Origin of the sequence: Nocardia sp. A7 (assembly GCF_046549215.1) — a bacterium.
Lineage (GTDB): Bacteria > Actinomycetota > Actinomycetes > Mycobacteriales > Mycobacteriaceae > Nocardia.
The window spans coordinates 135,501-161,281 of record NZ_JAJPWE010000004.1 but is presented as its reverse complement, the minus strand read 5'-3'; the positions used below and the strand labels follow the sequence as shown (position 1 = coordinate 161,281).

The 25,781-nt window shown below is 67.9% G+C and carries 25 protein-coding genes; all 25 read right to left on the bottom strand.

Annotated elements, in window-relative coordinates; genetic code table 11:
- Nucleotides 1–128: 128 nt before the first annotated feature.
- The 25 genes from ACLJPD_RS22665 to ACLJPD_RS22545 all read right to left on the bottom strand — a co-directional run bounded on the left by ACLJPD_RS22665 (nucleotide 129) and on the right by ACLJPD_RS22545 (nucleotide 25,198).
- A complete protein-coding gene (locus tag ACLJPD_RS22665; RefSeq protein ID WP_410874707.1) occupies nucleotides 129–1,040 on the bottom strand; it encodes a hypothetical protein in 912 nt (303 codons plus the stop codon).
- Nucleotides 1,037–1,189, bottom strand: coding sequence for a hypothetical protein (locus tag ACLJPD_RS22660; RefSeq protein WP_410874705.1), 153 nt, complete (start codon nucleotides 1,187–1,189; stop codon nucleotides 1,037–1,039). Before ACLJPD_RS22660 ends, ACLJPD_RS22665 begins: the two co-directional genes overlap by 4 nt.
- Complete coding sequence (locus ACLJPD_RS22655) at nucleotides 1,186–2,103, bottom strand: DUF4913 domain-containing protein (RefSeq protein WP_410874704.1); 918 nt, start codon at nucleotides 2,101–2,103, stop codon at nucleotides 1,186–1,188. The genes ACLJPD_RS22660 and ACLJPD_RS22655 overlap by 4 nt, the downstream gene beginning before the upstream one ends.
- Entirely contained in the window at nucleotides 2,100–3,968 is a 1,869-nt protein-coding gene (locus ACLJPD_RS22650; RefSeq protein WP_410874703.1) for a type IV secretory system conjugative DNA transfer family protein, read from the bottom strand. Before ACLJPD_RS22650 ends, ACLJPD_RS22655 begins: the two co-directional genes overlap by 4 nt.
- 55 nt (nucleotides 3,969–4,023) lie before the next feature.
- Nucleotides 4,024–5,043: a hypothetical protein gene (locus ACLJPD_RS22645; RefSeq protein WP_410874701.1), complete on the bottom strand. Its 1,020-nt coding sequence runs from the start codon at nucleotides 5,041–5,043 to the stop codon at nucleotides 4,024–4,026.
- A 191-nt stretch (nucleotides 5,044–5,234) separates the two neighbouring features.
- Complete coding sequence (locus tag ACLJPD_RS22640; protein WP_410874699.1) at nucleotides 5,235–6,221, bottom strand: hypothetical protein; 987 nt, start codon at nucleotides 6,219–6,221, stop codon at nucleotides 5,235–5,237.
- A gap of 141 nt (nucleotides 6,222–6,362) precedes the next feature.
- Nucleotides 6,363–7,238: a hypothetical protein gene (locus ACLJPD_RS22635; RefSeq protein ID WP_410874698.1), complete on the bottom strand. Its 876-nt coding sequence runs from the start codon at nucleotides 7,236–7,238 to the stop codon at nucleotides 6,363–6,365.
- A gap of 52 nt (nucleotides 7,239–7,290) precedes the next feature.
- Complete coding sequence (locus ACLJPD_RS22630) at nucleotides 7,291–8,580, bottom strand: hypothetical protein (protein WP_410874696.1); 1,290 nt, start codon at nucleotides 8,578–8,580, stop codon at nucleotides 7,291–7,293.
- Nucleotides 8,581–8,635: 55 nt separating this feature from the next.
- Nucleotides 8,636–9,268 (bottom strand): hypothetical protein, encoded by a 633-nt coding sequence (locus tag ACLJPD_RS22625; protein WP_410874694.1) that lies wholly within the window; start codon nucleotides 9,266–9,268, stop codon nucleotides 8,636–8,638.
- A gap of 26 nt (nucleotides 9,269–9,294) precedes the next feature.
- Nucleotides 9,295–9,630 carry a hypothetical protein gene (locus ACLJPD_RS22620; protein ID WP_410874692.1) on the bottom strand — a complete coding sequence of 112 codons (336 nt, stop codon included), beginning with the start codon at nucleotides 9,628–9,630 and terminating at the stop codon, nucleotides 9,295–9,297.
- A 249-nt stretch (nucleotides 9,631–9,879) separates the two neighbouring features.
- Entirely contained in the window at nucleotides 9,880–10,437 is a 558-nt protein-coding gene (locus ACLJPD_RS22615; protein ID WP_410874690.1) for a hypothetical protein, read from the bottom strand.
- Between the two features lie 12 nt (nucleotides 10,438–10,449).
- The gene (locus ACLJPD_RS22610) at nucleotides 10,450–12,093 is read right to left on the bottom strand and encodes a peptidoglycan DD-metalloendopeptidase family protein (RefSeq protein WP_410874688.1); all 1,644 of its coding nucleotides are present in this window, start codon (nucleotides 12,091–12,093) and stop codon (nucleotides 10,450–10,452) included.
- An 82-nt stretch (nucleotides 12,094–12,175) separates the two neighbouring features.
- Nucleotides 12,176–13,891: a hypothetical protein gene (locus ACLJPD_RS22605; protein WP_410874686.1), complete on the bottom strand. Its 1,716-nt coding sequence runs from the start codon at nucleotides 13,889–13,891 to the stop codon at nucleotides 12,176–12,178.
- Nucleotides 13,888–15,360: an SCO6880 family protein gene (locus ACLJPD_RS22600; RefSeq protein WP_410874685.1), complete on the bottom strand. Its 1,473-nt coding sequence runs from the start codon at nucleotides 15,358–15,360 to the stop codon at nucleotides 13,888–13,890. The genes ACLJPD_RS22605 and ACLJPD_RS22600 overlap by 4 nt, the downstream gene beginning before the upstream one ends.
- Nucleotides 15,361–15,379: 19 nt before the next feature.
- A complete protein-coding gene (locus ACLJPD_RS22595; protein WP_410874684.1) occupies nucleotides 15,380–16,849 on the bottom strand; it encodes a hypothetical protein in 1,470 nt (489 codons plus the stop codon).
- The gene (locus ACLJPD_RS22590; protein ID WP_410874683.1) at nucleotides 16,846–17,637 is read right to left on the bottom strand and encodes a hypothetical protein; all 792 of its coding nucleotides are present in this window, start codon (nucleotides 17,635–17,637) and stop codon (nucleotides 16,846–16,848) included. Before ACLJPD_RS22590 ends, ACLJPD_RS22595 begins: the two co-directional genes overlap by 4 nt.
- A gap of 15 nt (nucleotides 17,638–17,652) precedes the next feature.
- Nucleotides 17,653–18,291, bottom strand: coding sequence for a hypothetical protein (locus ACLJPD_RS22585; RefSeq protein WP_410874682.1), 639 nt, complete (start codon nucleotides 18,289–18,291; stop codon nucleotides 17,653–17,655).
- Nucleotides 18,292–18,319: 28 nt separating this feature from the next.
- Nucleotides 18,320–18,613 carry a hypothetical protein gene (locus tag ACLJPD_RS22580; protein WP_410874681.1) on the bottom strand — a complete coding sequence of 98 codons (294 nt, stop codon included), beginning with the start codon at nucleotides 18,611–18,613 and terminating at the stop codon, nucleotides 18,320–18,322.
- A 1-nt stretch (nucleotide 18,614) separates the two neighbouring features.
- Nucleotides 18,615–18,911, bottom strand: coding sequence for a hypothetical protein (locus ACLJPD_RS22575; RefSeq protein WP_378667890.1), 297 nt, complete (start codon nucleotides 18,909–18,911; stop codon nucleotides 18,615–18,617).
- Nucleotides 18,911–19,564 carry a hypothetical protein gene (locus tag ACLJPD_RS22570; RefSeq protein ID WP_410874680.1) on the bottom strand — a complete coding sequence of 218 codons (654 nt, stop codon included), beginning with the start codon at nucleotides 19,562–19,564 and terminating at the stop codon, nucleotides 18,911–18,913. Before ACLJPD_RS22570 ends, ACLJPD_RS22575 begins: the two co-directional genes overlap by 1 nt.
- Before the next feature lies 1 nt (nucleotide 19,565).
- Nucleotides 19,566–20,279 (bottom strand): hypothetical protein, encoded by a 714-nt coding sequence (locus ACLJPD_RS22565; RefSeq protein WP_410874679.1) that lies wholly within the window; start codon nucleotides 20,277–20,279, stop codon nucleotides 19,566–19,568.
- A gap of 134 nt (nucleotides 20,280–20,413) precedes the next feature.
- Nucleotides 20,414–21,919, bottom strand: a complete 1,506-nt coding sequence (locus tag ACLJPD_RS22560) for a cutinase family protein (RefSeq protein ID WP_410874678.1) — start codon at nucleotides 21,917–21,919, stop codon at nucleotides 20,414–20,416.
- Between the two features lie 73 nt (nucleotides 21,920–21,992).
- Nucleotides 21,993–23,132: a lipase family protein gene (locus tag ACLJPD_RS22555; protein WP_410874677.1), complete on the bottom strand. Its 1,140-nt coding sequence runs from the start codon at nucleotides 23,130–23,132 to the stop codon at nucleotides 21,993–21,995.
- A gap of 3 nt (nucleotides 23,133–23,135) precedes the next feature.
- Nucleotides 23,136–24,377 (bottom strand): cutinase family protein, encoded by a 1,242-nt coding sequence (locus tag ACLJPD_RS22550; protein WP_410874676.1) that lies wholly within the window; start codon nucleotides 24,375–24,377, stop codon nucleotides 23,136–23,138.
- Nucleotides 24,374–25,198, bottom strand: coding sequence for a hypothetical protein (locus tag ACLJPD_RS22545; RefSeq protein ID WP_410874675.1), 825 nt, complete (start codon nucleotides 25,196–25,198; stop codon nucleotides 24,374–24,376). Before ACLJPD_RS22545 ends, ACLJPD_RS22550 begins: the two co-directional genes overlap by 4 nt.
- Between the last annotated feature and the right edge of the window lie 583 nt (nucleotides 25,199–25,781).

Genomic DNA, 25,781 nt, shown 5'->3' with positions numbered 1-25,781 from the left:
GTGCAGGGGCTGGTCGTCGACGGTGTCGGCGGCGCCCGTCCGGGCGAGTGCGCTCATGCCGTCCGCGTGGTCGAGTCATGGCCGCCGCCACGCGAATCTCGGAGCGCGACACGGTGTTCGGAATGCGCTCATGGATCCGGTCCCGGCTCGATCAGCACGGCACTGTCCGCGGTCTCGTCGAGTCCGTAGCTGCCCTCGGTGCCGGGTGCCTGGTGAGGTGTCTGCCCGGAGATCGCGGCGGCGATGGCCTGGTCGATGGAGTGGTTGTCCACCGCCGATCGACCGCCGCCCAGGTCGACTCGGGCTTGTTCGAGCCAGTGCTGTGGGGTGGGTAGCGCCGCGCTGAGCTGGTGACCGGATGGGGTGTTCGCGACAATCGACTTTCGGTACGTGTCGGCGAGAGCTCCTCCGGTGTAGCCATCCCAGAGGGTTTGGATGTCGTCGAGACTCAAATCGCGGTAGAGGCTGATCCGTCGTGTGAGGTCGGCGGTCGCGGCGTCGGTGACCTGGGCTAGTTCTGTCTGGTCGAGGTTGATGGTGTGCGCGGTGACGACGCTGCGTTGCCACACCGCGCCCATGTTGCGGCGGAACTGAACTGCCGCTGCCGAATCCGGGTCAGCCGTGCTGCGGTGATGGCTGAGGAGGTGCTCACGGACCACGCTCACCGCGGCCATGTCGACCACCAGATGAGTATCGGCCGCGACCCGGATACGGCTGCGACGCCCGGGTTCGGTGCGCACCGGTGGCAGTATCTGGTCCGGGCTCCAGGGTTGCTGCGAAGACCCCAGTCGTCGAGCGACGTCGATCCACGCGGCGGGGACACCGTTGCCGCGCAGGGTGATCTCGAGCAGTGCGCGCTCACGGTCCACAGTGGTGCTGCGCTGACTGAGCTCTCGCCGGTCGGCGGGCAGAAGTCCGACGGCGTCGAGCACGCGGTGCAGGCGGGTGCCTTCGGCGGCGAGCTGGTGTACCCGGCGTAGCCCATCGGCATAGTCGGCGCGAATGTCGCGGACGCGTTGGGGCATCGGGACCGGGGTCACCAGCCAGGTCCGTCCGGGTAGACCACCAGCCATTCGCGCGGTGCGAGCCCGTCGAATGGTTCTGCCTGGGTGAGCGATCCCGCAACCGACGCGCTGCGGTGGTGCAGGGCTTTGAGCACGCGGACCTGAGTCTGAGTCGGTGCGGTCATCGAGTGCTGCTTTCGTCTGTGTCGGCGAAGGCTCGGAAGTCGGGGCCGAACCCTGCGCGTTCGATCGGTGTGCGGGAGCCGAGCGGGCCGAACCAGTTGGGGGGTACGCGGCCGGGCGCCAAGCCGCGCAGGGGCTGGTGATCGGCGGGTGTGCAGCGGTGCAAGGGCCCGTGGGCGGCGTCGAGGACGATGCGCATGGTCGGGTCGATCTGGCGCACGAACAGGTTCGACATCGCGGTGGTGTCCTTGGAGATCACCGCGGCCTCGAATGCGGCGTGCAGCAGCGCGAAGCGGACCGCCACGCTGTGGTGGTGGAACCACCTCGGGCACCAGGTGTAGGTGCCGTCGCGTTGCTGGGCGGAGATTCTCACCGCGGTGACCGGCAACAGCCACTGCTGCACCCACAGGGCGTAGTGGTGAAATCGCGGCGGGGGCGGCGGCTTCTTCTTCGCGGTCTCGCCGTCTTCGGACGTGGTGGCCGAATCTGTGCCCTGCACCGGCTCGGTGTCCGCACTCGCGGTGGTGGGTGGGGTGATCCGGTCGGCGGGGAACGGCTCGAAAGGCAACGTCGGGGTCGGCACATGCTCTGTCGGGGTGCAGCGGTGCAGAGGCCCTCGCGCGGCGTCGAGGATCACGCGCATGTGAGGATCGACGTGGCCGGTCACGAAACTGCTCGCGCCGGCGCCTCGGTAGGCTTCGAACGCCGCATGCAGATGCGCGATCCGCACCGCCACCGGTCGATGTGCCCACCACTGCGCGCACCAGGTGCGGGTGTCGTCGCGCTGTCCTTCGGAGAGGCGGACACTGATCAGCGGCAGCAGCCACGTCTGGGCGAACACCACGAAATTCGGATACGCGGGCGCGGGCGGCGGCTTCTTCCCCGCACTGGGGGCAGCAGGGGCCGGGCCGGTCACCGCGAGCTCCCCTCTGCGCCCGGCTCATCGTCGGCGCTCGCGACGGTGATCACCGATCCCGTGGCGAACCGCTTCAGGGACTGGTCGATAATCGACGCGTATTCGGTGTTCTGCCAGAAAATCTTCTCGACCACGACCGGTCCGTGACCGGGGATCCGTACCAGCGCGCGGTCTTTCGGCAGCGCCGCCAAGGGGGCGATGTCGAGGATGGGTTCGGCGCGCCAAGACAGTGTCCGGTTGGTTCCTCCCGCGCCGCGACTGCGGGAGCGGTCGGCCACATCGTGTTGACCGGTCATCTGTGACCAGTGCTGGAGGTAATCGACCGCGGCGATTCCTCCGCCGTAGACCTCGATCGACTGTGCACGCATGGTCGACAAACCGTTCGCGCCCCACAGGTCTTCGCCCTGCTCGAGGACTTGCAGAATCGTCATCAGGACGATCCCACACCCACCGGCATAGGTGTAGTACGAGGGCAATTCGGCCAGGCGAGCACAGTTGGCTGCCTCATCGAGGACACCCAACAGCGGCACCCGCAGCCGCCCGTCGGCGCGAGCCCTGGCCGCAGCCAGCGCCGCCTCGATGATCTGCCCAACCAGCGCCGAGGTCAGCGGAGTAGCGCCGTCGGGGCCCGCCATGCTCAGCGCGTAGACGGTGTCGGTGGAGTTCACGAATTCCTGGGGCTTGAACTCGGGCAGATCGTGCGTGCGCTCCAGAACGGTTTCCTCGATCACGACAGTCGTGGCGCCGCTTCGCTTGTCGGTCTCCTCCCGTACTCGCAACCGTGTGCGCGCGGGCGGTGTGACCATGCGCGCGTACTCGACGTCGGCGAGCACGTTCAAGAATCTCCTGGCCATGTCGAACAATCCGTCGCGTTGACGGGAGTAGAGGGCCTGGGATTCGCGGATCCGATCCGCGGGCCGACCCTGCCCGTGAGCGTCGAGAATCTTCGCCGGGGTCTGGTCCTGGTCTTTGCCGAGCCACTCGGCCACATGCTGCAGGTCCCCGCCCGCGCGGGCAGCGGCGAGGATGTAGAGCGCCAGCAGTTCTTGCGCGCCGCCGTCGAAATAGCTGTCCACCTTGGCATTCGCCGCTTGGGCTGAAGTTCCCGAGGACGCGGACACGAAAAAGGACGCCAGTTTGCGTGCCGTGGGTAGGTTGGTGATCTGGGTCAGCAGGTTCACCCAGAACCCGCAGGTCGGTGTGCCGGTGACTCCTTGCAGGTCCGACAGCCAGATCCGGCCGCGTTGTTCGCGCCCGGCGAGGGTGTGCCGGTAGAGATCGGGTTTGTTGCTGGTGGCCAAACACGGCCCCCACGCGGCGAGCACGGCCGGGATCGCCCATGCCATCGTTTTGCCGGTGCGGGTGCCCGCCGCGATCGTCACGCCCAGCTCGGCAGGGACGTACAGCTCGATCCCACCGACGACGGTCTTGCCCAGCGGTGGGCCTTTCAACTCCCGAACCTCTTCGGGCGCATCGGCCAGTAGCCGCTGGTTGGCGGTGGCGTTGTCGCCAGCGCGGGCCACGCGGATCTGGTTGGGGTGTTGCATGGTTCGCGCTGCGGCATCGATCTCGTAGGGTGCGCGTAGCCGATGCCGGGCCGCGACGAAGGTTGCGGCTTCGACGGCGTAGAACCCCACGGCGGCGACGGTGGCTTGCCAGGGCCATGCAATACCGCCTAGCGCGACGCCGAGGATCGCCGCGCCGGGATGGCCGGTGACCGGCAGCCCTGCCAACCAGCTGCCGACCGCGAGCGCGGCCCATGCGGTGAGCAGCAGGGCCAGCGCCGCGACGAACAGCAGCAGCAAGGTGGTGTCCTCTCCGAGCCCGCCTTTGGTGCGGCGGCGCGTCTCGCGAGTCGAGATCATGGGCGAACTCCTTCTGTCGTCGAATCGGCTGATTTCTGTTCGTGGACCACGGATTTCATTGCGTGACCTCGATCTCGCGGTGCAGGACCGCGTCGAGTTCGTCGACCGGATCAGATTCCGGAACGGATCCGTGGCCGAGCTGCTGCTCGCCGATCGCCGCGGCCACTGCCGCGTCTATCAGGTCGGCGGGTTCGGGTTCGGTCCACTGGGGGTCGGTGAGTTCGGTGTCGTGGAAGTAGCTGCCCTCGAGTCCGGCCAGGTAGGCGCTGTGGGTCTGCTCCGGTGTGGCACCGGAGCGTTCGGCGGTGCTGCGTGCGTCGCGGGTTTGTGCGAGCAGGTCGTCCAGCCGTGCGATCAGGTTCTGGTCTTGGCTGGGGATTCCGGTGAACTGTGTGCTGGCGTGGGTGTGCTCGGCGGTGAGGTCTTGCACCTGCCGCAGCGCGCTCGCACGTGCCACCGCGCGTTCGTCGGTGCCGGTGTCGAGGTCACCGTGGAGTTCTTCGGTGTCGAGCAGGGCATCGGTGGCGGCGATGATCTCGTCGATTTCTTCGAGGGAGACGATCTCGGGGCCGCGCCCGCCCAGGGCGCGATCGAGCAGGTTGGCCGGGTCGGCGTGCACACCTAGCGCTCTGTCCTGGGGGCGTGAGCGGGCGCCGTCTTGAACCGAACCGGTGATACCGGGTTCGATGCGTCCGGTGATGACGGCGGCTTGACTCAGCGTCCGCCACACCAGGTCATCGACCGGCAGGTCACCGGCGGCTTTGGCTTGGGCGAGCCGGAAGTATTGGGCGCGGGTGGTTTCCGGTCGCGCCTGCCACACCGCTGTGGCGGCATTGAGCTGCGACCACAGTTGCCGTTGCTCTGGCGGCCCCGACCCTCGCCACTGAGTGTCCAATGCCTCGGCTTGGCTGGTGAGGTCGGCGATCTCTGCGGGGGTTTCCCCGTACGGCGCGATTTCGCGCAGGTAGTGGTAGCGGGTGAAGTCGGCGCGCAGCTTCGCTTCTCGAGGGCTCGCGGCGTCGCGGTAGTAGTCGGGGTCGGTGGGTGAGCCGGGTTGGGTCTGATGCCAGGTCATCGCTGTGTCCTGGCGGGGTGTCGGTGGCGGGGTGCTCGGTTGGTGATGGAAGGGGGAAGTGGTGACATCGCACGGCCTCTGGTTCAGCAGAAGGTGTTCGGTGTCCCTGGTGAGCAGGTTCGAATGTCGCGGTCAGTACCCGTGACCAGACATCGACGTAATCAGCTGTGGCGGTTGCTGATCCGCGCGTTCTAGGGGTCGTTGCCGTAGTCGAGGTGGTGGCCGGGATCGGGGTCGATGTCGATGCGGTGGTCGGTGCCGACACCGGGCGCTGTGCTGGTGAAGCCGGCGGGTAGCGCGTCGTCGACGGCGGCGGAGATAGCGGCGAGAGCGGTAGTGGCGTCGGTGCCGAGTTCGGTGGCGGCCCCGGCCAGCGCGGCGTCGAGGAATTCCGCGCGCATCGATGCTTGTGCGGCGAGGATCATCTGTTTCGGGGTCGGCGGCGAAACGGATGTCGCAACGGCACGGGTGCCGGTAGCGGGGTCGGGGGCAACGTAGAACGGCCTGGTGGGTTCGTCCGTCGGGCGGGCGTAGGTCTTCCATTTCTGAATGAGATCGAGCTCGTTGTCCCTTTCCAGGTCGATGGCATGGTGGCGACGTACCGGCTCCGCGCCCGAGCCCCACAGTTCCTGCGCCTCCGGGGCCGTGATGCGGGCCGCGCCAGCGAGCACCGTGGCCCGCTGGTGGAAGAGCTCCATGTTGGCAATGAATTTCGCCTCGGTTTCCGGGTCGCCGCCGAAGCTGTAGCGGCCGGAGGCGATGCGTTCGCTGCGCTCGGCGTGGATGGCGGCCATCCGTTCGAGCCGCCACAACTCCACCGCGAGCATGTCGACGTGAAAGCTCGCCGCTGCGTCGTCGCGAGCGGGTGAGGACAGCGCCCGGGTAGTGGCATCGACACGAGGACGACTGCGCTGTTGCCCGAGCGCGGCGGCGTCAGCGATCTGCCCGGCGTCGACACCCGCGCTCAGTGCCGTTTGCTCCCACCCCTCACGTTCCCCGTCGAGAGCCTCGAGATGCAGTTGCCACGCAGCCTCGGGGCCGCCGTCATCGACGGCGTCGAAGCCGGTCCAGCCCGCGTCCAGGATCCGGGCGTGCTCAGCTGCCAAATGCCCGATCGTCAGCAGCATTCGCATCTGCCACTGCGGCACCGTCTCAGGCGGCTCATTCGGTGCGGTCATGAAGATCTCCCGGTTCGGAGTTCGGTCGCGGTTTCGATGGCGGTGTCGACCAGCACCGGTCATGCCGGGACCGGCTGCGGTCCGGACGCGGATGCTGGCGATGTCGGTGACAAAGCTGGCGAGGGTGCGTATCGGTGTCAGTCATCGCTCGACTCCTTGGTTCGGGTCGGCGTCGACGAAGGCGGCGACAGGATCGGAGTTCGGCAGGTCCGTCTGCTCGGGTGCGGGGTGTGTTGGCGCATCGGCAGCGAGGGCGGTCTCGATCGCGATCGCCGCATCATCGAGGGACTGATCAGCACTGGTGGGTGCGTGTTGGGCGGTGAGTGCGTCGGCCACCTGGGCGACCATGCGGTCCGGGGAGATCGGCATCGCCGCGGCCGTGTCCTCGGCGGTGATCCCGGCCGCTTGCAACACGACCACCGGGATCGTCGCGGCACTGAAGTCGGTGGCGACGATCCTGTTCCACTGCTGCGCCACCACTTTCAGGTCCGCAGAACGTAGCTGGTCGGTCACCTCGGTGGACCAATGTCGGTGCCCGCGTGACCAGACCTGATGCTGTTCTTCGGTGCTCAGCCCCAGCGCGTGCGAGATCGCGCCCAGACGCTGCCAGGTGATCCCCGTGATGCGGCGGAATCTGGCGAGGACGTCGCCGTCGAGGCCGCCCTGCCCGATGTAGACCGCGCCGACCCCTGCCATGTCCTGCAATCCGCGGATCTCGCGACCCAATGCCGATACCAGCTGCTCACGCTCGACCAGGCCCGAGCCCAACATCGCCTGCCCTGGTTGCCAGCGCGCACCGCGCTGTCCGGCCGCGCGGGCGTAGTCGACCCACGGTTTCGGTACCCCGACGGCGAGTGCGACCTTTTCGAGCTGGGCCAGTGAGCGTTGCCCGATCCCCCACAGCTCTGCCGCGTCCTCGGCCTCGGCCAGTGGTAGGGGTCGATATTGTTCGTTGTCGCGTGCCAAGTTCTGGATGCCCTTGAGCAGATGCTGCTGCAGCGCGGTCGCAGTGGCCATCATGACACCGCGATTCGGCACACAGCCCGCGCGTACCGACGCCGTGGCCCGCTCATAGGTCTGGCTCCGACACCGTCACCGAGGAGACATCGAGGCCGCCCGGGTCGAGGTCGATCACGTCCACTGACACCGCGCTCTCACCGCTGCCGCCATCGAGTGCAGCATCCATCGCGTCGGTGATGGTGTCGGCGGGGTCGGGGTCCTGTTCCAGCAGCCTTGCGGCGGCGTGCGCGAAGTGGATCTCGGCGGTCAGTTCCTCGGCCAGTCCGCGCACCGCATCCAATGAGACGTGGTGTGAGTACTCGGGTTCGGCGACCTCGTCCGAATTCCCGTCGAGGCTGTTGTCCGAGGGGGCATCGAGGTCGCCGTCGAAATCGATGTCGACGGTCCCGACGTCAATCACGTCGGTGACGTCAAGACCGGAGTCCTCGGTGAACCGCGCCTCGAAGGCATCGGCGTCGAGGCCGTGGTCCTCGGAAAGGTCTCGCGCGGCGTCGGCCGCCGCGAATGCCGCCGACGACGCTGCGGTCTGTCCGACGTCGCCTTCACCAGACAAGGTCTCGGTGAAACCCGCCGCGCGGCGGCGGACATTGATCAGCAGTTCCTTGTACTCGACGTCGAGCTCGTGGAGTTCACCGGCGCGGGTCTCGCGGCCCTCGTAGCCTCCGATTTTGGCGTCGTGGACTTGCTGATTGTGTTGGTACTGCTGTTCGCCTAGCCGATCGCGGCGCGCCAGGTCCTGATCCGAGCGCCCCATCCTGGCTTCAGTTTCCTGTTGCGAAAGTTGCTGTGCTTCGTGGTTGATGGTGATCCGTTCACGGATCTCCTCGATGCGGGCTTCGTTGACTGCCACCTTGGATTCGGCTTCGGCGATCGTCGTGTCGACCCGCACCGAATGCTCACGCTCCGAGCGCCCCTTTCTGGCTTCGGTTTCCTGTCGGGAAAGTTGCTGTGCTTCTTCGTTGATCGTGATCCGTCCCCGGATCTCATCGACGCGGGCTTCGTTGACCGCCGCCTTGGATTCCGCTTCGGAGATCGTCGTGTCGACCCGCACCGAATGCTCACGCTGCGAGCGCGCTTCGCGATTCTCGGCGTGCGCGACCCGCTGGTCGTGTTCACTACGGGAACGGCTATCGCCTCCGCGGCCCCGCATGAGTGCGGCGGTAGTGTGCGCGGTTTGCAGCGCTTGCACTATCCCCTGGCGTGCTTGCTGGCCGCTCTCCTCGAGCGGATCCCCGCTCATAGCGGCACCTGTAATCCGGCCAGATTCCACGCGTGCCCGTATCCAGGGGCTCGGCAGAAATCTCGGTCCACCGTTTCGTCGGATGTTTGCCTCGCGCACACAGTCATCGAGGCCGTGCCCACTGCGCTCACCGTTGGTGCGATCAGGTGGGCGATCATGGCTTGTCCTCGTCGGAGTCGATCAGGGTCGCCGGGTCGGTGCCGTGCCATTCCACGATCGGCGCACCTGCGGCGCGCCCTGCCGGGTTGCGCAGCGGGTCGGTGACCACCTCTAGGAGCAGATTCGCCGCGAGCGCGCTGTGGTGCAGCCCGACCAGGTCGACTCCGTGCGTGCGGGCCATGATCAGTCGTAGCCGGGCCGCCTGCGCTCCCCACTCGGCGCGGGCCAGTCCAGCGACCCAGATCGCTTGCTGCGCACCTGATTCCGAAGCCCGTGCGACGGTGATGGTTCGCGCGCCTGGGTGGCGTTCCCGCCAGATGAGGTCGCCTCCGGTGCGCGCGACGGTGAAATGGGTAGGAGTGCCCGCGCTCCACAGCACCAGCCGAGGGCCCCGCCCCGCTTGAGCGGCGAAGAGCGGTTCGACGCGCTGTTGGGCCTGATTCAGCGCGCAGACCGCGGCGAAGTCGACGCCGGCGACTCGGCGCAGAGCACGGACGAACCGACTGAAATCGGCGGTGCCACGCAATCCGTGTTCCACGGCGAACCCTTCGAGGGCTCCCACATCGGTGATGCGGCGCAGGTGCATGGCGTTGTCGTCGATCAAGTCGTTGATCTCGAGTTGTGTCATTCGCGCCCTGCTGCTTCGGCTTTCGGTCACGGCTCGACCTCCGATCCCCCGAGTACGGGTTCGTGTTCGGGATAGGTGTGAGCTCGTTGGTCCTGCCCAGCCGTATTCGAATCGGTGTCGATTGCGATGTCGAATTCTGTTGTCGCAGCGATGCTCTGGGGCAGAGAGTTGTCGAATTCGTCGGTGCCCAGTGGTGCGTGGTCGGGACGTCGGTCGGCGGCGATGTGGTTCCCGACCCGCTCCGTCAGCGCATCGTCGATGACACCTGCGAGGGTGTCGGCAAGGCGGACTTGGATCGCGAATTCCGTGCGTTCGCCGGAGTCACCGGAGGCGGTGGGGTTGGGGTTGGGGTTGGGTGTCATGGGTTCTCCTCGAAACAAGTGGTGGTGGGTCAGAGGTCGGGTTCGACGTAGTGATCCGGCAACAGCGTCGGAGGCGGCAGAACATGAATTACGCAGGTACAACTCCTGAGCCACCTGCCTGGCAGCGGCGGTGACGCTCTGGATCGCGGTCGCCATCGGACGCTGAACGAGCCTCGAACCTGTGCTGCCGAAATAGTTTTGCGCCGACGCGACGGAACCATGGTCGTGTGGTTCCTCGGTTGTGTGGTTTCAGCCATGGCCGGTCACCGAGTCGATGCGGTAGCTCGACATCCGCCACCCTTGCGGCGTTTCCGTCACTGTGACGGTGACCTCCATGCGCCGGTAGAGGGTGGTGGAACCGTCACGGTGGAGTACCTGTTGGGTCACCGTCGCCGCGACCGTGGTCTTCTCGGCGAGCCTTGTCGGCTTGGTCTCGACCAGGGCGGTGACAATGTCGTTGCTGTCGCGCCATCCAGCCCACTCAAGTGGCGCCTGCCCGGTTGCGGATGCACCGGTCGCGGCGGAAGCAAGATCCCCGGTCAGCCACGGCGCGGCGCGGGCAAGTGCCGCAACAGGATTGGTGTCAGTGCGTGAAGGCTGCCAGGAGAACATCACGGCCAATCCCATCTCGACCGCGGTCGATGGGTCGGCGTCGGCGGGGGTCGGACCCTCGATATGAGAGTCCGATGGTGGCGGGGACGAGGCTGTGGATGCGTCGTGGTCGTGACTGGCCCACAGCGCGGCACAGAGTCCGATCAGCACAGCTGCCAGGGCGGTCGCCGCGACCCCGAGGGAAAGTCGGTTCATCATCGGTTGTCCTCAACTCATCGTCGTCGACATCTGGGCGGCCATCGCGAGGATGCTGGCCACGTACGGGCGAGTCTGGATTTCGTAATCCGCTGAACCGCTGGGGAATCCACCCGAGCGCAGGACCGCGCCTTCGCCAGCGTTGTAGCCGGCGAGGTAGAGCTCCGTGGCACCGTTGGGGGCTGCGACTTTGCCCTGCGCGATCCAGGTGTCGACGTGGTCGGCGATGTCGCACATGTAGCGGGCTTGGCCGATGATCGCGTCCCCGTCGTCCCAGACCGAGGCGACACCGTTGTTGTCGGCGTCGATCACATACGGGCGCCCGTCGGAAGCCAGCGCGGCGGCGGTGCCCGGCAGAAACTGCGCCAGCCCCTGCGCACCAGCCGAGGAGGTCAACCCGCGCTGGTACCCGGATTCTTGTTTGCCCTGGGCGGCCAACAACGACGCGCTGACCTGCGGGCACACGGTGCCGCCGCGGCGATACCACGGCTCCAACTCCGAGGGGACGGCGCCGGGCGCGAGATCGGCTTCACCGGCGCTGGGTCCGCACTTCGACGTCGCGTTGGTGCCGGGGTTTGTCGCAGCCGAGCCGATCGGTGAACCATCGGGGTATCCCCCGCCCAGCGTGGTGACGTGCACGTGGTCCATATGGTTGGCGGTAACCCCGCCCCGGTCTTCCATGAGGTTGGACTCGCCGCTGGCCGCTCGGTAGGTCTGGCGCCAGATCAGGTAGTCGATCCGCAGCGCGGCCGAGTTGGTCAGCACGAATTCGGCGATCTGGTCACCGAGAGCTTTGCCGTTACCGGAGATCGGGTCCGGGATCATGATGTCGATCGCGCGGCCACTGGGGTGATCGGGCAGAGCGTCCTCGCGCTGCCCGCCGATTGCTCGTACCAGCGGAAACCGTTGAACGATAGTGCGCGCCAACCGGATCGAGTCGACCTGCAACCCCTTCTCCGAGCCGATGGACACAGGCATTTCAGGGAGCTCGGTGCCCGCAGCCATTCCGGCCTCCATGGCACTTCCGCCCGGCGTGTGCTTCGTCGACGGGCCGGCACCGGTCGATCCGGGCGTGCTGGTCGAGTCCGTGCCACTCTGTAGCCACGACATGGGATCGATGGCGCTGCCGCCGCCGAATCGGCCTCCGCCGGTCCAGATTTCGAGATGCAGGTGGGCTCCGTCGGGGCCCGCGGGGACGGTTTCGCCGTTGTAGCCGACGGCCGCGATCAGCTGCCCGATGTGCACGTTTTGGCCTTGTTCGACGCGGACGTCGTCAGCGAACATGTGGCCGTAGACCGAGGACACCGTTTCGCCGTCGATGTTGTGATCGAGAACCACCCAGATCCCGAACCCACTCGCCGCCCCGACCCGACTTACGACGCCGTCGGCGACGGCGTAGATGGGCGTCTTGGGCGCTGCGGCGAAGTCTTGGCCTTGATGTTGGGTGCCCCAGCGCATTCCGAACCCCGAGGTCAGGGTGTAGGTGCCGTGCGTCATCGGCATCGCTCTCGCGCCGTTGGTCTCCGGACTCGTGCCAACCGGCCCGGCCGTCGGTGCACATCCGCGTTCCTCGGTGCCGACGGCGAGCAGCAGGACCAGCAGTAAGAGCAGGACCGCGCCCACAATCGCGACGCTCCCGCGAGCGACGCCGTTCACCGGGCCACCTGCCATCTGGGGATCGCGCGGCCATGCGAACACAGCTCTCGGATGCGCCGTGAACAAGGCCGAAGGGCGGTCATCATCGGCCACCAACCCGTGTGGTGGGGTTTTGGGGGAGGTTGTCGAATCGTCGATTGGTGTTGTGGACCTGTGTAGTCCGCTCAGTAGGTGTGAAGTTCATCCGGAAGGCCACGCCGGGTTCAGCGGCTTCGCCGGTTTTCAGCAGGAAGCAGCCTGTGCCAGGCGGTGTTTCGCGCCGGTTGGGGTCGAGGTCGTCGTCGGTCGGTGGGCGTGGCGCGGCCCAGGAGGTGATCAGCAGTTTCTCGGTGTCGGTGATCCCGACCACGGCACGGATGCGGTCGACTTCCTCCGGGCCGACCGGGCCGATGATCTTGGCGCGGGCGCGTTCGAAGAATCCGAGCGCTTTGGCTTGTGCCGCAGCGGAATCGAATGCTGCGAGGTCTTTGATGGTGTGGCTGCACATGATCAGCCCGGTGCCGAATTTGCGGTTCAGCCGGGTCAGTGCGTCGACACGGTCGACCATGAACTCCCCGACACCCAAGACCCTCCAGATCTCGTCCATGACGACCTCGAAGGTCCGAGGAGGTTGCAGGCCGGCGTCGGCGAGGGCGTGCGCGGCGGCGACCGCACCGAATCCTTCGCTCCAGCACACCATCAACACCGCGGCCAGCAGTTTGGTGTCGCCCTCGGGGATACGGGAGACATCCACACAGACCGCGGGGCTGTCCAGGTCCAGACGGGTGGTGGTGGGTCCGTTGAAGATGGCCCCGAAAGGCCCTTCCACCAGTGCCCGCAGCGATCGGCGCAGTGTTTTGGTACTGGCTCGGTAGGTGGGCTCGTCGTCGTCCTCAGCGAAGCGGCGCAATCGGTCACCGCCCGTGGAGATGACCTCGAGCAGGTCTTCCAGTAGCGGTGCGTTCTCGTAGCTGAATCCGCCCGAGGGGCTGTAGAGCTCGCGTAGCCCGGCAGCGATGAGGGTCTCCTCGTAGTCGGCGACCCGGGAGCCACGCACCAGTTCGATCAGACCGGCCACGATGTTGACCTGTCCGGCTTCGACGCGGGCGGTGACCTGGCGGCGCTGATCGGGATCGGGCAGGCGATCGACGATCGATCCGAGGGCGCCGACATCGAGCGGGTTGAGGGTGCCGTGCCCGTAGCCGACATCGACGACCTGACCACCCAGGCGTAAGACGAGGTCGCGGTAGTCGGGTTTGGTGTCGCCCATGCACAGCACGGTCTCGCCCGCCGCGACCGCCCCGGTGACCATGCGCCGGATCAGCGACGACTTGCCGAAACCGTTGAGCGCCAACACGAACGCAATCGGCGCACTGATGAATCCGCGCAGGAACCACGACATCGGGTCGAAATGCACGGGGGCACCGGTGATGTAGTGCGAGCCCACCGGGGTGCCGACAGTGGGGGCGCTCGCACCGACCGAGAACGGCCACAGTCCCGAGACTTGGACGGTGGTGGCACGCCACTCCGGGGTGGCGGGTACGACAGCGGCTCGGCCGCCGCCCGGCCCGCGGTAGCCGCGGTCGGTGAGCGATTCCAGCGATCGGTCGAAGCCATCGCCGGCGCCGTGTGTTTCGGTGCGTCGGGCGGCAGAGTCCCGGCGATGATCATCGCTCGATATCGCCAGTCGCGCCCACCAGCCACGGATCCCGGGCCGGGCGGCAGCGGCTTCGGTCGCCGCGCGCACGGACGGTGTCAGAACGCGGATGCCCGCGACGGATTCCGTGCGCCGACGGTCTGTGGTGTCGGTATCGCTCATCCGCTCACCTTTTTGGGAATCGAAGAATGCTCCGGCAGCACCAGCCCGATCCCCAGCGAGGCGGCGAACGCCGACGCTTGGAATCCGTAGCAACGCCGCACCGACAGCCGCGACGCCGCGCTCATCGCCTTGACCGATGCCTCGATACCGGGCAGGTCCCCGTCGAGGTGATCGGTCACGGTGACCAGGACCCCGAACCGGGTCAATCCGGCCCCGCGTGCCTGCTCCTCGCGCGATGCCTGGGTGTTGCCGACCCGGATGCGGGCCGAGGCGCTGGCGATGCCGCGCTCGGTTTGCTCGGCCGCGACCGCATCACGGAAGTCCGAATCCACCAGGTTGGTCGCTTCGGCCGCCGAATGCAGCCGGTACACGATCGCCACACGCTTGCGCGGCACATCCGCGCGCGGACGCAACAACTCCTCGAGGACCGTTTCCATCACCGCACCGCGCGGAGCCGCGTCCATCTCCCAGGTGACCGAGCGCGCCCCGTCGTGCACGTACTGGTCCCACCGATCCACATGCGAGATCGGCCCGACCGAATCCCAGGACTGGGTCTCGACCAGCTGCGCGCCCGCGGCCTCGACGTCACGCTGAGAGGCGAGGTCGTAGCGGGTACGTACCAGGGCCAGGACTTCCCATGCCTGCAGCGGTGTCGCGGGCAGTCCGGCACGCGCGAGCTGGGACAACGCGCCTTGCAGACGCTGGCCGATCTCGCGGGCCTGTTCGGCTTCGTTGCGCCGTACCCTGCCTTTGCCGATCGCGCGGTAGGTCAACGCGATCCGGGCCTCGATCCGCACCCCGACCCCGCCGGTGTCGGCGGCGGCCTCCGCCATCACCGCGCGCGCGAACTCCGGTGCCTGCGGGCGGACCAGGCGAGTGACTTCCCTGCCCTGTTTGAGGCGGGTTTCGACGACGTTGTCCAGCACCGCGGTCACCGCGACCACTTCCCCACCTCGGCTCTGTGCCGCCAGGAATTGCCCATAGCCTTCGACCCACGCGTCGATCTGTGGCTGATCCACCAACTCCTTGCCGCGCGGGATCACCCGCAACACGACCGTGTAGTGATCGGAGCGACGAATGTGCAGCATCCCGAAACGCCTGCCACCGGCGGTCTCGTACTCCGACAGCCGCGAATCAGCCAGCAGCCCTGGAAGTTTCGCGATGCCGGGGATCCGGGCGAACCGCCCCGACCGGTACAGCAATTCGCCTCTGTTGCGAGCAGCGGCGAACTGGACACGCAGTAGAGCCCATTCCCACCCGGTGCGACCGTCGATGGTGAGTGCCAGCGGCGCGAACACCGCGAGCGCCCCGACCACGAGTCCAGCCGAGATGCTCACCGATCGGGTGATCAGAAACGCGGACATGACCATGACGACCAGGCCGAGCCCGACCATCGACACACCCCAGGTCAACCCGAAGAATCCCGCTGACCTGGGACGTTCCCACCTTCCGTACATGCGTGTGCTCATCGCCGCACCTCTCCCGGACTCAGCGAATCGGGGTTCCATCCCCCATCAGCGGCGTCGCGGGTCTGCGACTCCAACGCCGACACTGCTTGTCCACCAGCACTTTGATTTCCTGCGCGGCCATCACGATGGCACCGGCCGCACCTCCAGCCGCACCCCCCGCGCCAGCAGCACCCCCTGCCTCTGATGTGCCCGCCCCCTGTGAGCCCGCCCCCGATGACCTGCCCGCGGGCGCTGCCGCACGAGCGCCGCCGGTACTCCCGGCTCCGTTGGAACTGCCGCTCGCCCCGGCGCTGGTGCTGGTGCTCGATGCTGGCCCGGGTGCGGACCCGTCGTCGCCGCCGCCGAGCTGGCGGCCCCCACCGCCACCGCCACCGCCACCGCCACTGGGACCGCCACCGCCACCGCCACCGCCACCCTGGCTCGATCCCCCAGGGGGTCCCGATCCATCGGCAGCGTCTTCCCCTTCGCTGACTGTGCGGGCGCTGCCTCGATCCCCCGCCGCTCCCATAGCCACGCCTGCCGCGCCGCCGGCCAGCACTGCGCTTGCCCCACCGCCACCGCCGAGTGTGGAGACTGCGGGGGCGATCATGCGTACCAGCGCGGGCAAGACGATGACGCTCATCATCAGCAGGATCAGCCCCAGCATGATTTGCTGCGGGTCGGTCTGTTCTTCATCGCCGATAACCGTGAACGCGATCGCATAGACCAGAGCACCGGCCGGTTTGAACAGGACGAACGCCAACGACCACGAGAGCAACTTCTTGTAGGACTGCGAGCCCGGTCCGGTCCCCGACGCCGCGGCGGCGAGGGGAATCACCGCGACCGCCAAGATCAGCAGCGCTTGCCGCATGACCAGCATTACCAGTTGGATCAATGTGCCGATCAAGCCGAGCAACCCGATGATCAGCAGGACACCGGCGCCGAGGCCGGGCTGGCCGCTCGTCTGGTCGATTGCGGTCAGTCGGTCGACCGCGGTGATCCAGTCGCCGTCGGTGACGGTGAAGATCACCCAGTTGGAAAAGTTGTCTCCGGCTCGGGTTCCGGTGGTGACCAGCACCGCGAACGCCATCGACATGAAGCTCGCCCGTGCGAGCATCATGAAGCTCTCCTGCGCTTCGCCGGCGACGCCGCCGCGTTTGGCCAGTGCCAGTCGCGCGGCGGCGAACATGATCCCGGCGATCAGGAACAGCACTTGCAATCCGCTGCTGTAGTCGCGTACCGCACTCAACGCTGAACCGGGCTCGCCGGAGGCACCGGTCAGCTGCGGCGAGGGAAAGTTCGTCCACCACGCCATCGCCATCCGGATCGTGCGAGCGTAGCCGTCGATTAGGACCTCGACGAGGTCGTCGAGGACCGATGTCGCAGCGTCCTGGGCGACTTGGGCGACTTGCTCGCATGCCTGCTGCGGACCCAACGGGATGTCACACAGATCCGGTACTTGCTCGCGGACACCCCCGAATGCCCTGGCCGAGTGCACGGTCGGGCTCACGAGGCGGTCCTCCACGTGCCGAATCCGGTCAGTGAGGCGGCGTATGTTCCTGGACCCCATAGTGTTTCGATGTCGGAGGGCACCGACACACGCCAGTCACCGTCGATCCAGATCATCGGCCACCGCGCGATGCGGTAACCCAGGCCGTCACGGATGGCGAATTCGATGACCGCGTAGTCGCTGCTGTAGCCCGACGCGATGCGCACTCCGTCGGGGACGGTGACATAGCGTGCGGCATCGGGGGTCCGCGCACGCGAGCGCGCGAAACGGTCCGCTAAACCCTGTCCGCCGCCGTAGTAGCGCTCGGAAACGACGCGTTGCCAGGTGCGATCCGGGGCGGCGAGCGCGCGACCCAACGCGTCGGCCGCGGCCAGCGCGGCACCTTGCGGCGTGCGGGCGAAGCCCGAGGCGATGCCGTCTGCGATCGCGGACGGGCCGTCGCTGGCCGAGACCGGCAGCGCCGCGCCGCCCCATCCGCGCTGCCAGCGCAGCTGCGCGGGTGCGGTGGACAGGTAGTCCGGCCGGGTCGGGTCCGGCCGCGCGCCGGGATCGGGCACCACGATGGTCCCGGCGTCACTGTCGGGGATGTCGAGGCGATTGCCGAACAGGTCCGAGGCCGATTCCCGCCTCGCGGTCGAAGACGGCGGGCTGGTCGTCTCGGTAGACGTGCTCGACGGCACGGAGGGCCCGGATTGCTGGGGGTCGCGGGTGATCGTGACGACGAACACCGCAATGACGACGGTGGTGATGGCCGCGAGCAGGATCAGCAGGAGTCGGTGAGATCGCATGGGGTGGAATCGCTTTCAGCGTGGTTCGAACGCGACGAGCTCGGGTGGGGTGAGGGCGACGGCTGTCACAGCGGGCGCGGCGGCGGGGTTGGTGTCAGGCAGCACCAAACGCCAGTCCTCGTGCTGCCACAGCACGGCGGTGTGGTGGCGAGTAACCGAGTTGTCCGGATGTAGGGCGTACAGGTCGACGTCGGTGGCATCGGGGTTGTAGCGGGTGATGTGGTAGCCGAGTAGTTTCGGTCCGCCGTCGGTGATCGGTGCGGTGATCGAGATCCGGGCGCGGGCGACCGCCCAGGCGTCGCGCCTGGGACCGGCGGCGAGCATGGCCGCACCGATCCGCGGCCATTGGCCGTCGTTAGCGACCGAAATCCGCACGCTGGCCTGCGTCGCCGCCAGGGCAGCTCCCACCGGCGATCTGTCGAACCCGCTGGCCACGGCCGCGTCGATGCGGTGTGGGCCTTGATCGGTGACCGGTAGCGCGATGCCTTGGAAGGGTTGCCACCGCAGTCCGGTCGGGGTGGTCTGGGTGTCGGAGGCCGTGGCGGTGGGATCGGTGTCGTCGGGGTTGTCGGCGCTGCATGCCCCGAGTGCGGCGGTCACCCCCACGACAGCGACCACCAGCAGGCGGTGAAGGTGAATTCGGTTGGCAAGCATGAAGATCGGTCTCCTCGTTTTGGGGCGCTCAGGTGGGTGGGAGGACGGCCAGTGCCAGGGAGCTGGCCATACCGAGCAGTGCCGCGCCGAGTAACGCGCCGGCGAGTCCTTCGAGGCTTTCCTCGCGGTAGAGTCGGATCCACAACAGCCCGCCGACCCAGATCGTGCGGGCGATGCACAGCACCAGCACGCACCAGGCCAGATAGCCCAGCAGTTGGGTCAAAGGCGACAACACGTTCGCGGGCAGCGGTTCGGCGTGGACCGTCGTGGTGAGTGTCGGGGTGGGCGGCATCGACGCCAGACCCGTAGCGGCGCGGCTCATCTCAGGAGCCTCCGCTGACGACTGCGTTCATGAGCTGCCCGGCGGTGGTGGCCAGAATTCCGCCGAAGAGCGCGCCCAGCAGGATCTTCGGGGATTCGACCGCGCCGCCGTGCCAGCGCTCCCACCCGAATTTCCCGCCCGCGTAGATGATCGCGGTGATCCCGGCGAGCGTGACGAACCAGGCTAGGTAGTTGACCAGGTTGATCACCTGGCTCGCCCCGGGAGGGGCTGTGGGGGTGATCTTGATTTCTTGTGCCAGCACGGTGACGACGTCACCGATGGCTGCGGCGAAACTCATCATGTCCTCTCCGGATCTGTTGTTGCCGTTGGGGAATGGGTGGCGGCTAGGCGGGTGAGGATCTGCGATCCGGCGCGGTGGACGTCGGCGGGTACCGCGGTGCGCAGTCGGGTGCGGCGCGGCGGTGGCGGGTCGAACGGGTGAAACTCGGCCAGTTCGGTCAGTTCGGTGGTGACGAGCTCGTCGTGCCAGCCGATGTCGTAGACCGACTCGACCAAATCGGTGACCACCGATCGGTAGCGGCGCACCACTGCGGGGACCGCGCCGGGGCGTGGGGCGGTCAGGACAAGGCCGATGACTTCCACACCGGCGGGGGCGAGTCCGGCGTGCCATTGCCGGAGCCGATCCGCGGCGGCGGTGAGGCCGGGCATGCACAGACGTGCGGCGATGAGTACCAACTGGGTGGTAGCCGGTGAGGCAGGCCAAGCCAGTCCGGTATCGGCCGCGGGTGCCCACCAGCGGGCCAAGGTGGACGTGCCGGCCCCTCCGTGTGCGCCCAGGACTGTCCACAGCGGTGGATGAGCGGCGGTAGTCGGCAGCGGATCGGTTCGGATCGGCGCTGAAAACTCCGGCGCGGACAGTGTGTGGGGATCCAGTCGCGCGCCCGGCACCGGCGGTGTCGTGTTGTCCAGATGCTCAGCGGCTGAGGTCATCTCAGGCTCGCTTCTGGATGTTGATGATCAGCACATCCCCGTGGGGAGTGGTCTGGGTGTTGATCAGTTGTAGGTAGTCGATGCGTCGACCATCGGGATGGCGCTCGACCAGATGTACTTCGGCGGCGGTGTCGGCGATCGGGGTGATCGCGACGCAGTGCGTCGTCCCCGGGGGGATCGAGGCGATACCGTCGGTCAGGGCAGCCGCGCTGAGTCCTGCCTCTGGGGCAACCAGGCGTAGCGCGGCCTCGGCGTCGCGGCGCTGGTAGTAGGTGTATTCGAACGCCGCGATCACGCCGGGCACCGATCGGATGTCGCCGACACCGTCGGTCACCGAGGGACCGGACAGTCCCACGCACGCGTCCGCGATCACGGCTCTCGTCGTCGTCGTGGGTGGCGCGGCGGTCAGCGTGGGAATGGCGGTGTCGGATCGGTCGCTCACCGTGGCGATCCCCGCACCGATCAGCACGCAGGCGACGGCCACAGTCCCCGCGAGCGCGAGTGCGAGCCACACCGGCCGACGACGTGGACGATGCGTTCGCCTGTCCGGGACGGGAACGTCGGACTTCTCGCTGTGGTCGTCGATCCACTCCCACTTGTCGCCGCCCTCAGGTCTCCGCTGAGCATCGATGCCTGGAATCGATTGCAGGACCGTAGGTTCGGCGTCCAACCAGTTCGCGCCGTGGTCGTGGTCGATGGGGGTGTTGTCTCGCATGGCTGGTTGTCACCTCCTCGTGGATGTGGACTCGGGTGTTGGGTGGCCCCTCCGGGCGGGTCTCCAAGGATCAGGAGCAGCGGACTGTGTTTCGGGTACGTCGGCTGGTCCTGCCCGCCCGAAGGGGCCTGGGGTCAGCGTCCGGTGGTGGCCGGGGACTGACCGGTCGATGGCGCCGCCGGTGTCGTGGGTGAGGAGCGCGGCGTCGGCGGAGCGGTAGAGGTGCTCGATCGTGGGGGCGAGGTCGTCGGCCTGCCAGACTGTGGGGTTGTGGCCGTTGGCATGTCACGGGCGACGGCGATGAACCAGTTGGCCACGGTGCGCAGCGTCGAACTGCCGCTGGTGGCGGCGGAGACGGTGTCGTAGGAGCCGTGGCGCCCGGTGGTGGCGCTGTATTGGGCGGTCCCGGCCAGGGTGTAGAGCTGATCGGGTTCGGTGACGGTGCTGGTGATCGCGGTGTACGCCTGCTCGATCCACCGGCTGGCGGTCTGCGGTGGGATGAGTTCGACGACCGCGCCGGCGAGTTTCGCGCCGAAAACCGCGACCGCGGCGAGTGGATCGGCCATGCCCACGGTCGCCAGCTCGGCCACGGTGGCCGGGGTGATCACTGTGCGCGCCACTGTGATCGCGGCGTTGAGCCCGATCGTGCCGAGTTTGAACAGCGCCCCCAACGCGTCGGTCTGGCTCGGTGGGGTAGTCGCGGGGTCGGAGGCTTCGGCCACGCGTTGGCCGAGGGTTTTGGTCGGCTGGTAGGACAGTTGGTCCAGGCTGGTACCGGACAGGTCCTCGTTCACCACGCCGACCGCGGTGGTGAACACCGTTGCCGCCAGCGCGTTGGCGATGGTGGAGATCGCCGCGATCGGATCACCGGTATCGGTGCGGGCAGCGATATTGGCCGCCGCGGTGGCCAAAGGACTGCCCGCAGGGGTGTCGCAGGTGGCGTCACCGGCTACACACAGATCCGCGACCCTACCGATCAGCTTCCCGAAGTCGACCGCGCTGTCACCGGCCGCGGCGATCCCCGCTCCGGTCAGCGTCGGATTGAGCAGGGTGATCTTCGACACCTGTGTTCCGGCGGTTCCTGGTGCCGCTGACGGTGTCGTCGACTGCGGCAGGCCGGGCAGGACCGCGGTGGCGGCGGTTCGCGAGGGATTGGCTAGGAGCGCGACTGCGGCGACCTGGTCGGGATTAATGCGGGTGTTCCCCGCCCCGACCTTTTCGGCGAACTGGGCGGCCGAGGCTGCTCCATGGGCGTATCCGGCCACGGCCAACCGCGTGCTGGGGCAACGGGTGAGGATTTCACCGGCCATGTCTTCCAAGCGTCGCGCGGCGTCATCGACGGCGTTGTCATAGGTCAAGGCGGTGCCGTCGTCGCTATTCCCGTAAGGCACGTAGGCGCGCTGGACGAGCTCGCCCGCCGAGGCCGTGACCGGGCCGAAAAGTTGTCCGAGCGCGCCGGTGTCGCTGCCGGTGTCGACCGAGCCTTCTTCGCTGCCCTGCACGCCCAGCGCATACAGGGCAGGGCAGGTGTCGGTGACGTCGGGTTCAGCTGTCGCCGTAGTTGTTCCGGTAACGGTGCCGACCAGCATGAGCAGGATCGCGGCGCTGCGGAGTCGAGTGCGGATGGGAGGAAAATGCATGGGTATCACCTCGATCGGTTGTGCCTGCCCGCCTCGCTCGGCGAGGGGTGCGCGAGGCGGGCAGACACGGCATTCAGGTGGTCTGGGACTCAGCCGATCGGCTGGGTCTGGTGGGCCGTCGCAGCAGTGCGGCGCCCAATCGAGTCAGGGCCTCCGGGGCGCCTTCGACGGCCGCGCGGGCATGATCGGTGGCGTATTCGCGCCAACTCAGATCGACGTTGAGGACGCGGTATTCGGCGAACAATCCCCGGCTCATGGCGATCGGGATGAAAGCGTCCTCGGTGCCGTGGTAGAGGTGGACCGGCACCTGCGGGGCGTGGTGGGCGGCGGCTTCTGCGGCCAAGACGTAGCGCCACAGCGGGTCGTTCCACGGTTCGCGGCGCTCACACCATGTCCCGATCGGGATGTGGCGGTAGGAGTCGAGCAGTTGCTCGGCGGTCAAGGTCTGCGCGTGGGCCAAGCCGCGGCGTCCGTCCTCGGTCAATACATGGGTGACGGGCAGGCGGGCATAGGCGCTGCTCAGTCCGACCATGGCCGCCATGACCAGCCCGGACCAGGGGCCGCCATTGAGCTCGGCGACCAGGGCACGCGGGTTGGCCGGCACAGCACCGGCGGCGACCCCGCGCAGATCCACCTCCGGGGCATAGATCGGGTGGTGCTCGGCGGCGAAGATCGCGGTACGACCGCCGTCTGCGTAGCCCCAGATCACGAACCCGCCGGAGACGTCGAGGTCACCGATAGCGGGCAGGGCGCGGGCCAGATCGAGCACGGTGTGCGCCCCCGCGACCCCGGCCAGGAACGGGTACGTGCCCAGTCCGGTCATGCCCAGGCACTGTCCGTCCGGGATCGCCACGGCCCACCCGCGTTCCAACGCCGCGGCGACGTCGGCCAGCACGGGGTCGGCGACAGCCTCTGGCAGAACCTGCGACGGCGCGACGGCTCCGCCCAGGCCACGAAAGCTCGGGCAGTACAGCAGAGTGGAGGTGGCGGTCGAGTGTTTCGGGGTGAGCACGAGCGCCGAGGCCGGTATGGGGGCGTGGGCGCTGGTGCGGGTGGAATACACCACCTGCCATGCCTTCTCAGCGCACGCCAGCGTCTTGACCTGAACCTCTCGAGCGCGCAGGAGTTCTCCCGCGCGCTGGGTGAAGTCCTCGGGCACAGGCAGATAGAACACGTCATCGCGGGTGGATTCGGCTCTCACCTGGGTGCTCATGGGTTACCGTCCTGCGATGTCGTGGGCGAGAGCGACCAGCCAGGCCACGCCGGTGGCGAGTTGGCCGCTGGTCGCGTAGTTGTTGTGGCGGCCGACGGTGTCGGCGTAGCGTGCGAGCACCGCGGGGTTGACCAGGTCGGCGTTGTCGGCCAGCAATTGCCCCCAGGCCGCTGCAAGTTGTCCTGCGAGCTCGGGCAGCAAGACGATGGGATTCGCGGCGACGGTGGCGACGATCTCACCCCACCTGGCCGCTGCGACCCCGCCGTCGGGGACGGGGTTACGCGGGTCGGCGGCCTGAACCAACCGGGCCGCGAGGCCCTGCTGTGGGAGGTAGTCGACATTGCCGTCGCCGACGACGAAGTCCTCGAGAATCACTGTCGACCAGGCGTCCCCGAGTGCGGCGTGGAGCAGCCCGTTGAGTGTGCCCAGCGCAGCGATCGGGTTTCGCAAGTCCGCCTGTGCGGCGATCTCGGCCCCGACCCGCAGGAACGCGGCGCGGTCCGGGGCAGAACAGACCAGATCCCCGTCGGTGCAGATGTCCGCGACACGGCCGCTCAAGTCGCCGTAGCTGATCGCTCCGGCGATACCGCCCCCGCCGGCGGGCGGGTTGGTGATCGCGACCTGCGACACTGCGGCGCCGCTGGTGCCTGGCGCGGGATCGGGCACGATCTGTCCCGGTCGCCCAGGAATCACCGGCGAGCCCGGAGCGCGGTCGGGGTTGGCGTACAACGCGATTCCGGCGATTCGGTCCGCGCTGATCGGCCCTGAACCTGCTCCGATGTCGGCGGCGAAGTTCGACATCGCTTGCGCCCCTTGCGAATACCCGACACCGGCGATCATCGTCTCCGGGCAGGTTTCGGCGATCTCGGTGGCGGCGGCGTCGAGCTGGTTGCGGGCGTCGGAGACCGACACCGAGTACGGGTCCGGGCCACCGCCGGGGACGACACCGCCGAAACCCGCGCCGTAGGGAATATAGGAGCGTTGCACCAGCGCAGGGGCTGCGCTCAAGACCGGGGCGATGAGCGCCCCGACCACTCCGGTGTCGGCGAGCGGATCCGCGGCCGGTGAGGACTGGCCGGTGCCCTGCACTCCCAGCACGTACAGGGCCGGGCATCCTGGTTCGATCGGCACTGCCGCCGCTGGGGAATCGGTGAAGGTCGCGGCACCGGACCCGACGGTGGCAGCGACCGCGACCGCCGCCACTACCCGTGCCGCGCTGCGGGTGCGCCGGTCTCGGGCTGTCATGGCTGCCCCACTCCGACACCGGCGCCGAAGCCGGCGCCGACAGTCCCTGCAGCCACGGCACCGACAGCCCCGACCGGGACACCGGCCACCACCGCACCGGCGGCGGCACCGGCGGCGGCACCCAGCGCGGTCCCGGCGACCCCGGAGGTCACCGTGCCGATCACCGGCACCGGTACAAGGGTGCCAAGGGCCGCTCCGGCGATTCCGCCGATGGTGCCACCCACCAGACCACCGACCACCGCTCCTGCGACGGCCGCTGGAGCGCCGACGGCGACCGCGCCGACAGCGCCGCCGATCCCGGCACCGGCCAGCGTCGCACCGGACACCCGGTCCGAACGTCCGGCGGGGATACCGATCGAGTCCAGCGCGGTCGCGACCTGCGCTTCTGCTCCGGCCACAGTGTCGTTGATCGCGTCGGCGTATTCCGGGGGGACCCAGTCCGGGCGTGGGGTCTGCCACTGCCCGACGCGAATAGTGTTCTCCGGCGCCTCGATCGGCGCGACGGGCTCGACCGGCTCCGGTAGATGCAGGTCCTCGATCCGGATCGGTTCGACCGGTTCCTCCGGCGCGGGAGCCGGACGCGAGGGAGCATTACGCACTTCAGGGGGTTGCGCGTAGTACACCGGCGGCGCCGGGGCGGGGGCGGGTTCCGCTGGTGCCGGTTCGGGGGCAGGCTCCGGTGCGGGCGGCGGGGGCGCTGTAGTGCCCGGTTGTGCCGGGCCGGTCACGCCGGGCTGATCGGCGATGGCAACCAAGGAGTCGGCGCCGTGGGCACCGCCAGCTGCGGCGACCATCACCGCGACCGGAACCAACGCAGCCACCGCGATGCGACCCGCGCGCCTGGCGCCTGAAGGAGTCCGAATTCGCGATCTGCCGTCGCGAAACCATGTCGTAGCGTCGTCCACGGTTGAGGAAGATGAGGATTTGGGCATGACGAAATAAGCCTTCCCACTGGGGGATCAGGGTCTGTGAGGGGATTTGCGCGCGAGCGGCGCGGGTCAGACTGTCTGCTCCCACAGCGGATCACGCTGTGGGAGCATGCTTTTCAGACCTTCTCGGTCAGATGAAGGGCACGATCAGGCTCAGTACCTGCGATGCGACGAACAGGCCGTTCGACAGCACCGACAGACCTGCGTTGATGTAGCCCAGGAATACGAAGGGATCCACGGTCCAGTTCCTTTCACCAGCTTCGGATTTGCGAGTTCAAGGCGAACTTGCAACTCCATCCAAACGCTGTAACACCCCGCAAATCCAGCCTTTTCGGGTATGCAGTCTGCGGTACCGACAACTGCGGTATTTGCGATCTATCGCCGCATCAGCGGATTTGCTGACAATGTGCCGAAGGATGCAGCAGCGGCCAACCCTGCCAAAATGCTTGGGGGACAAGTGTGTTCGCTACGCCGG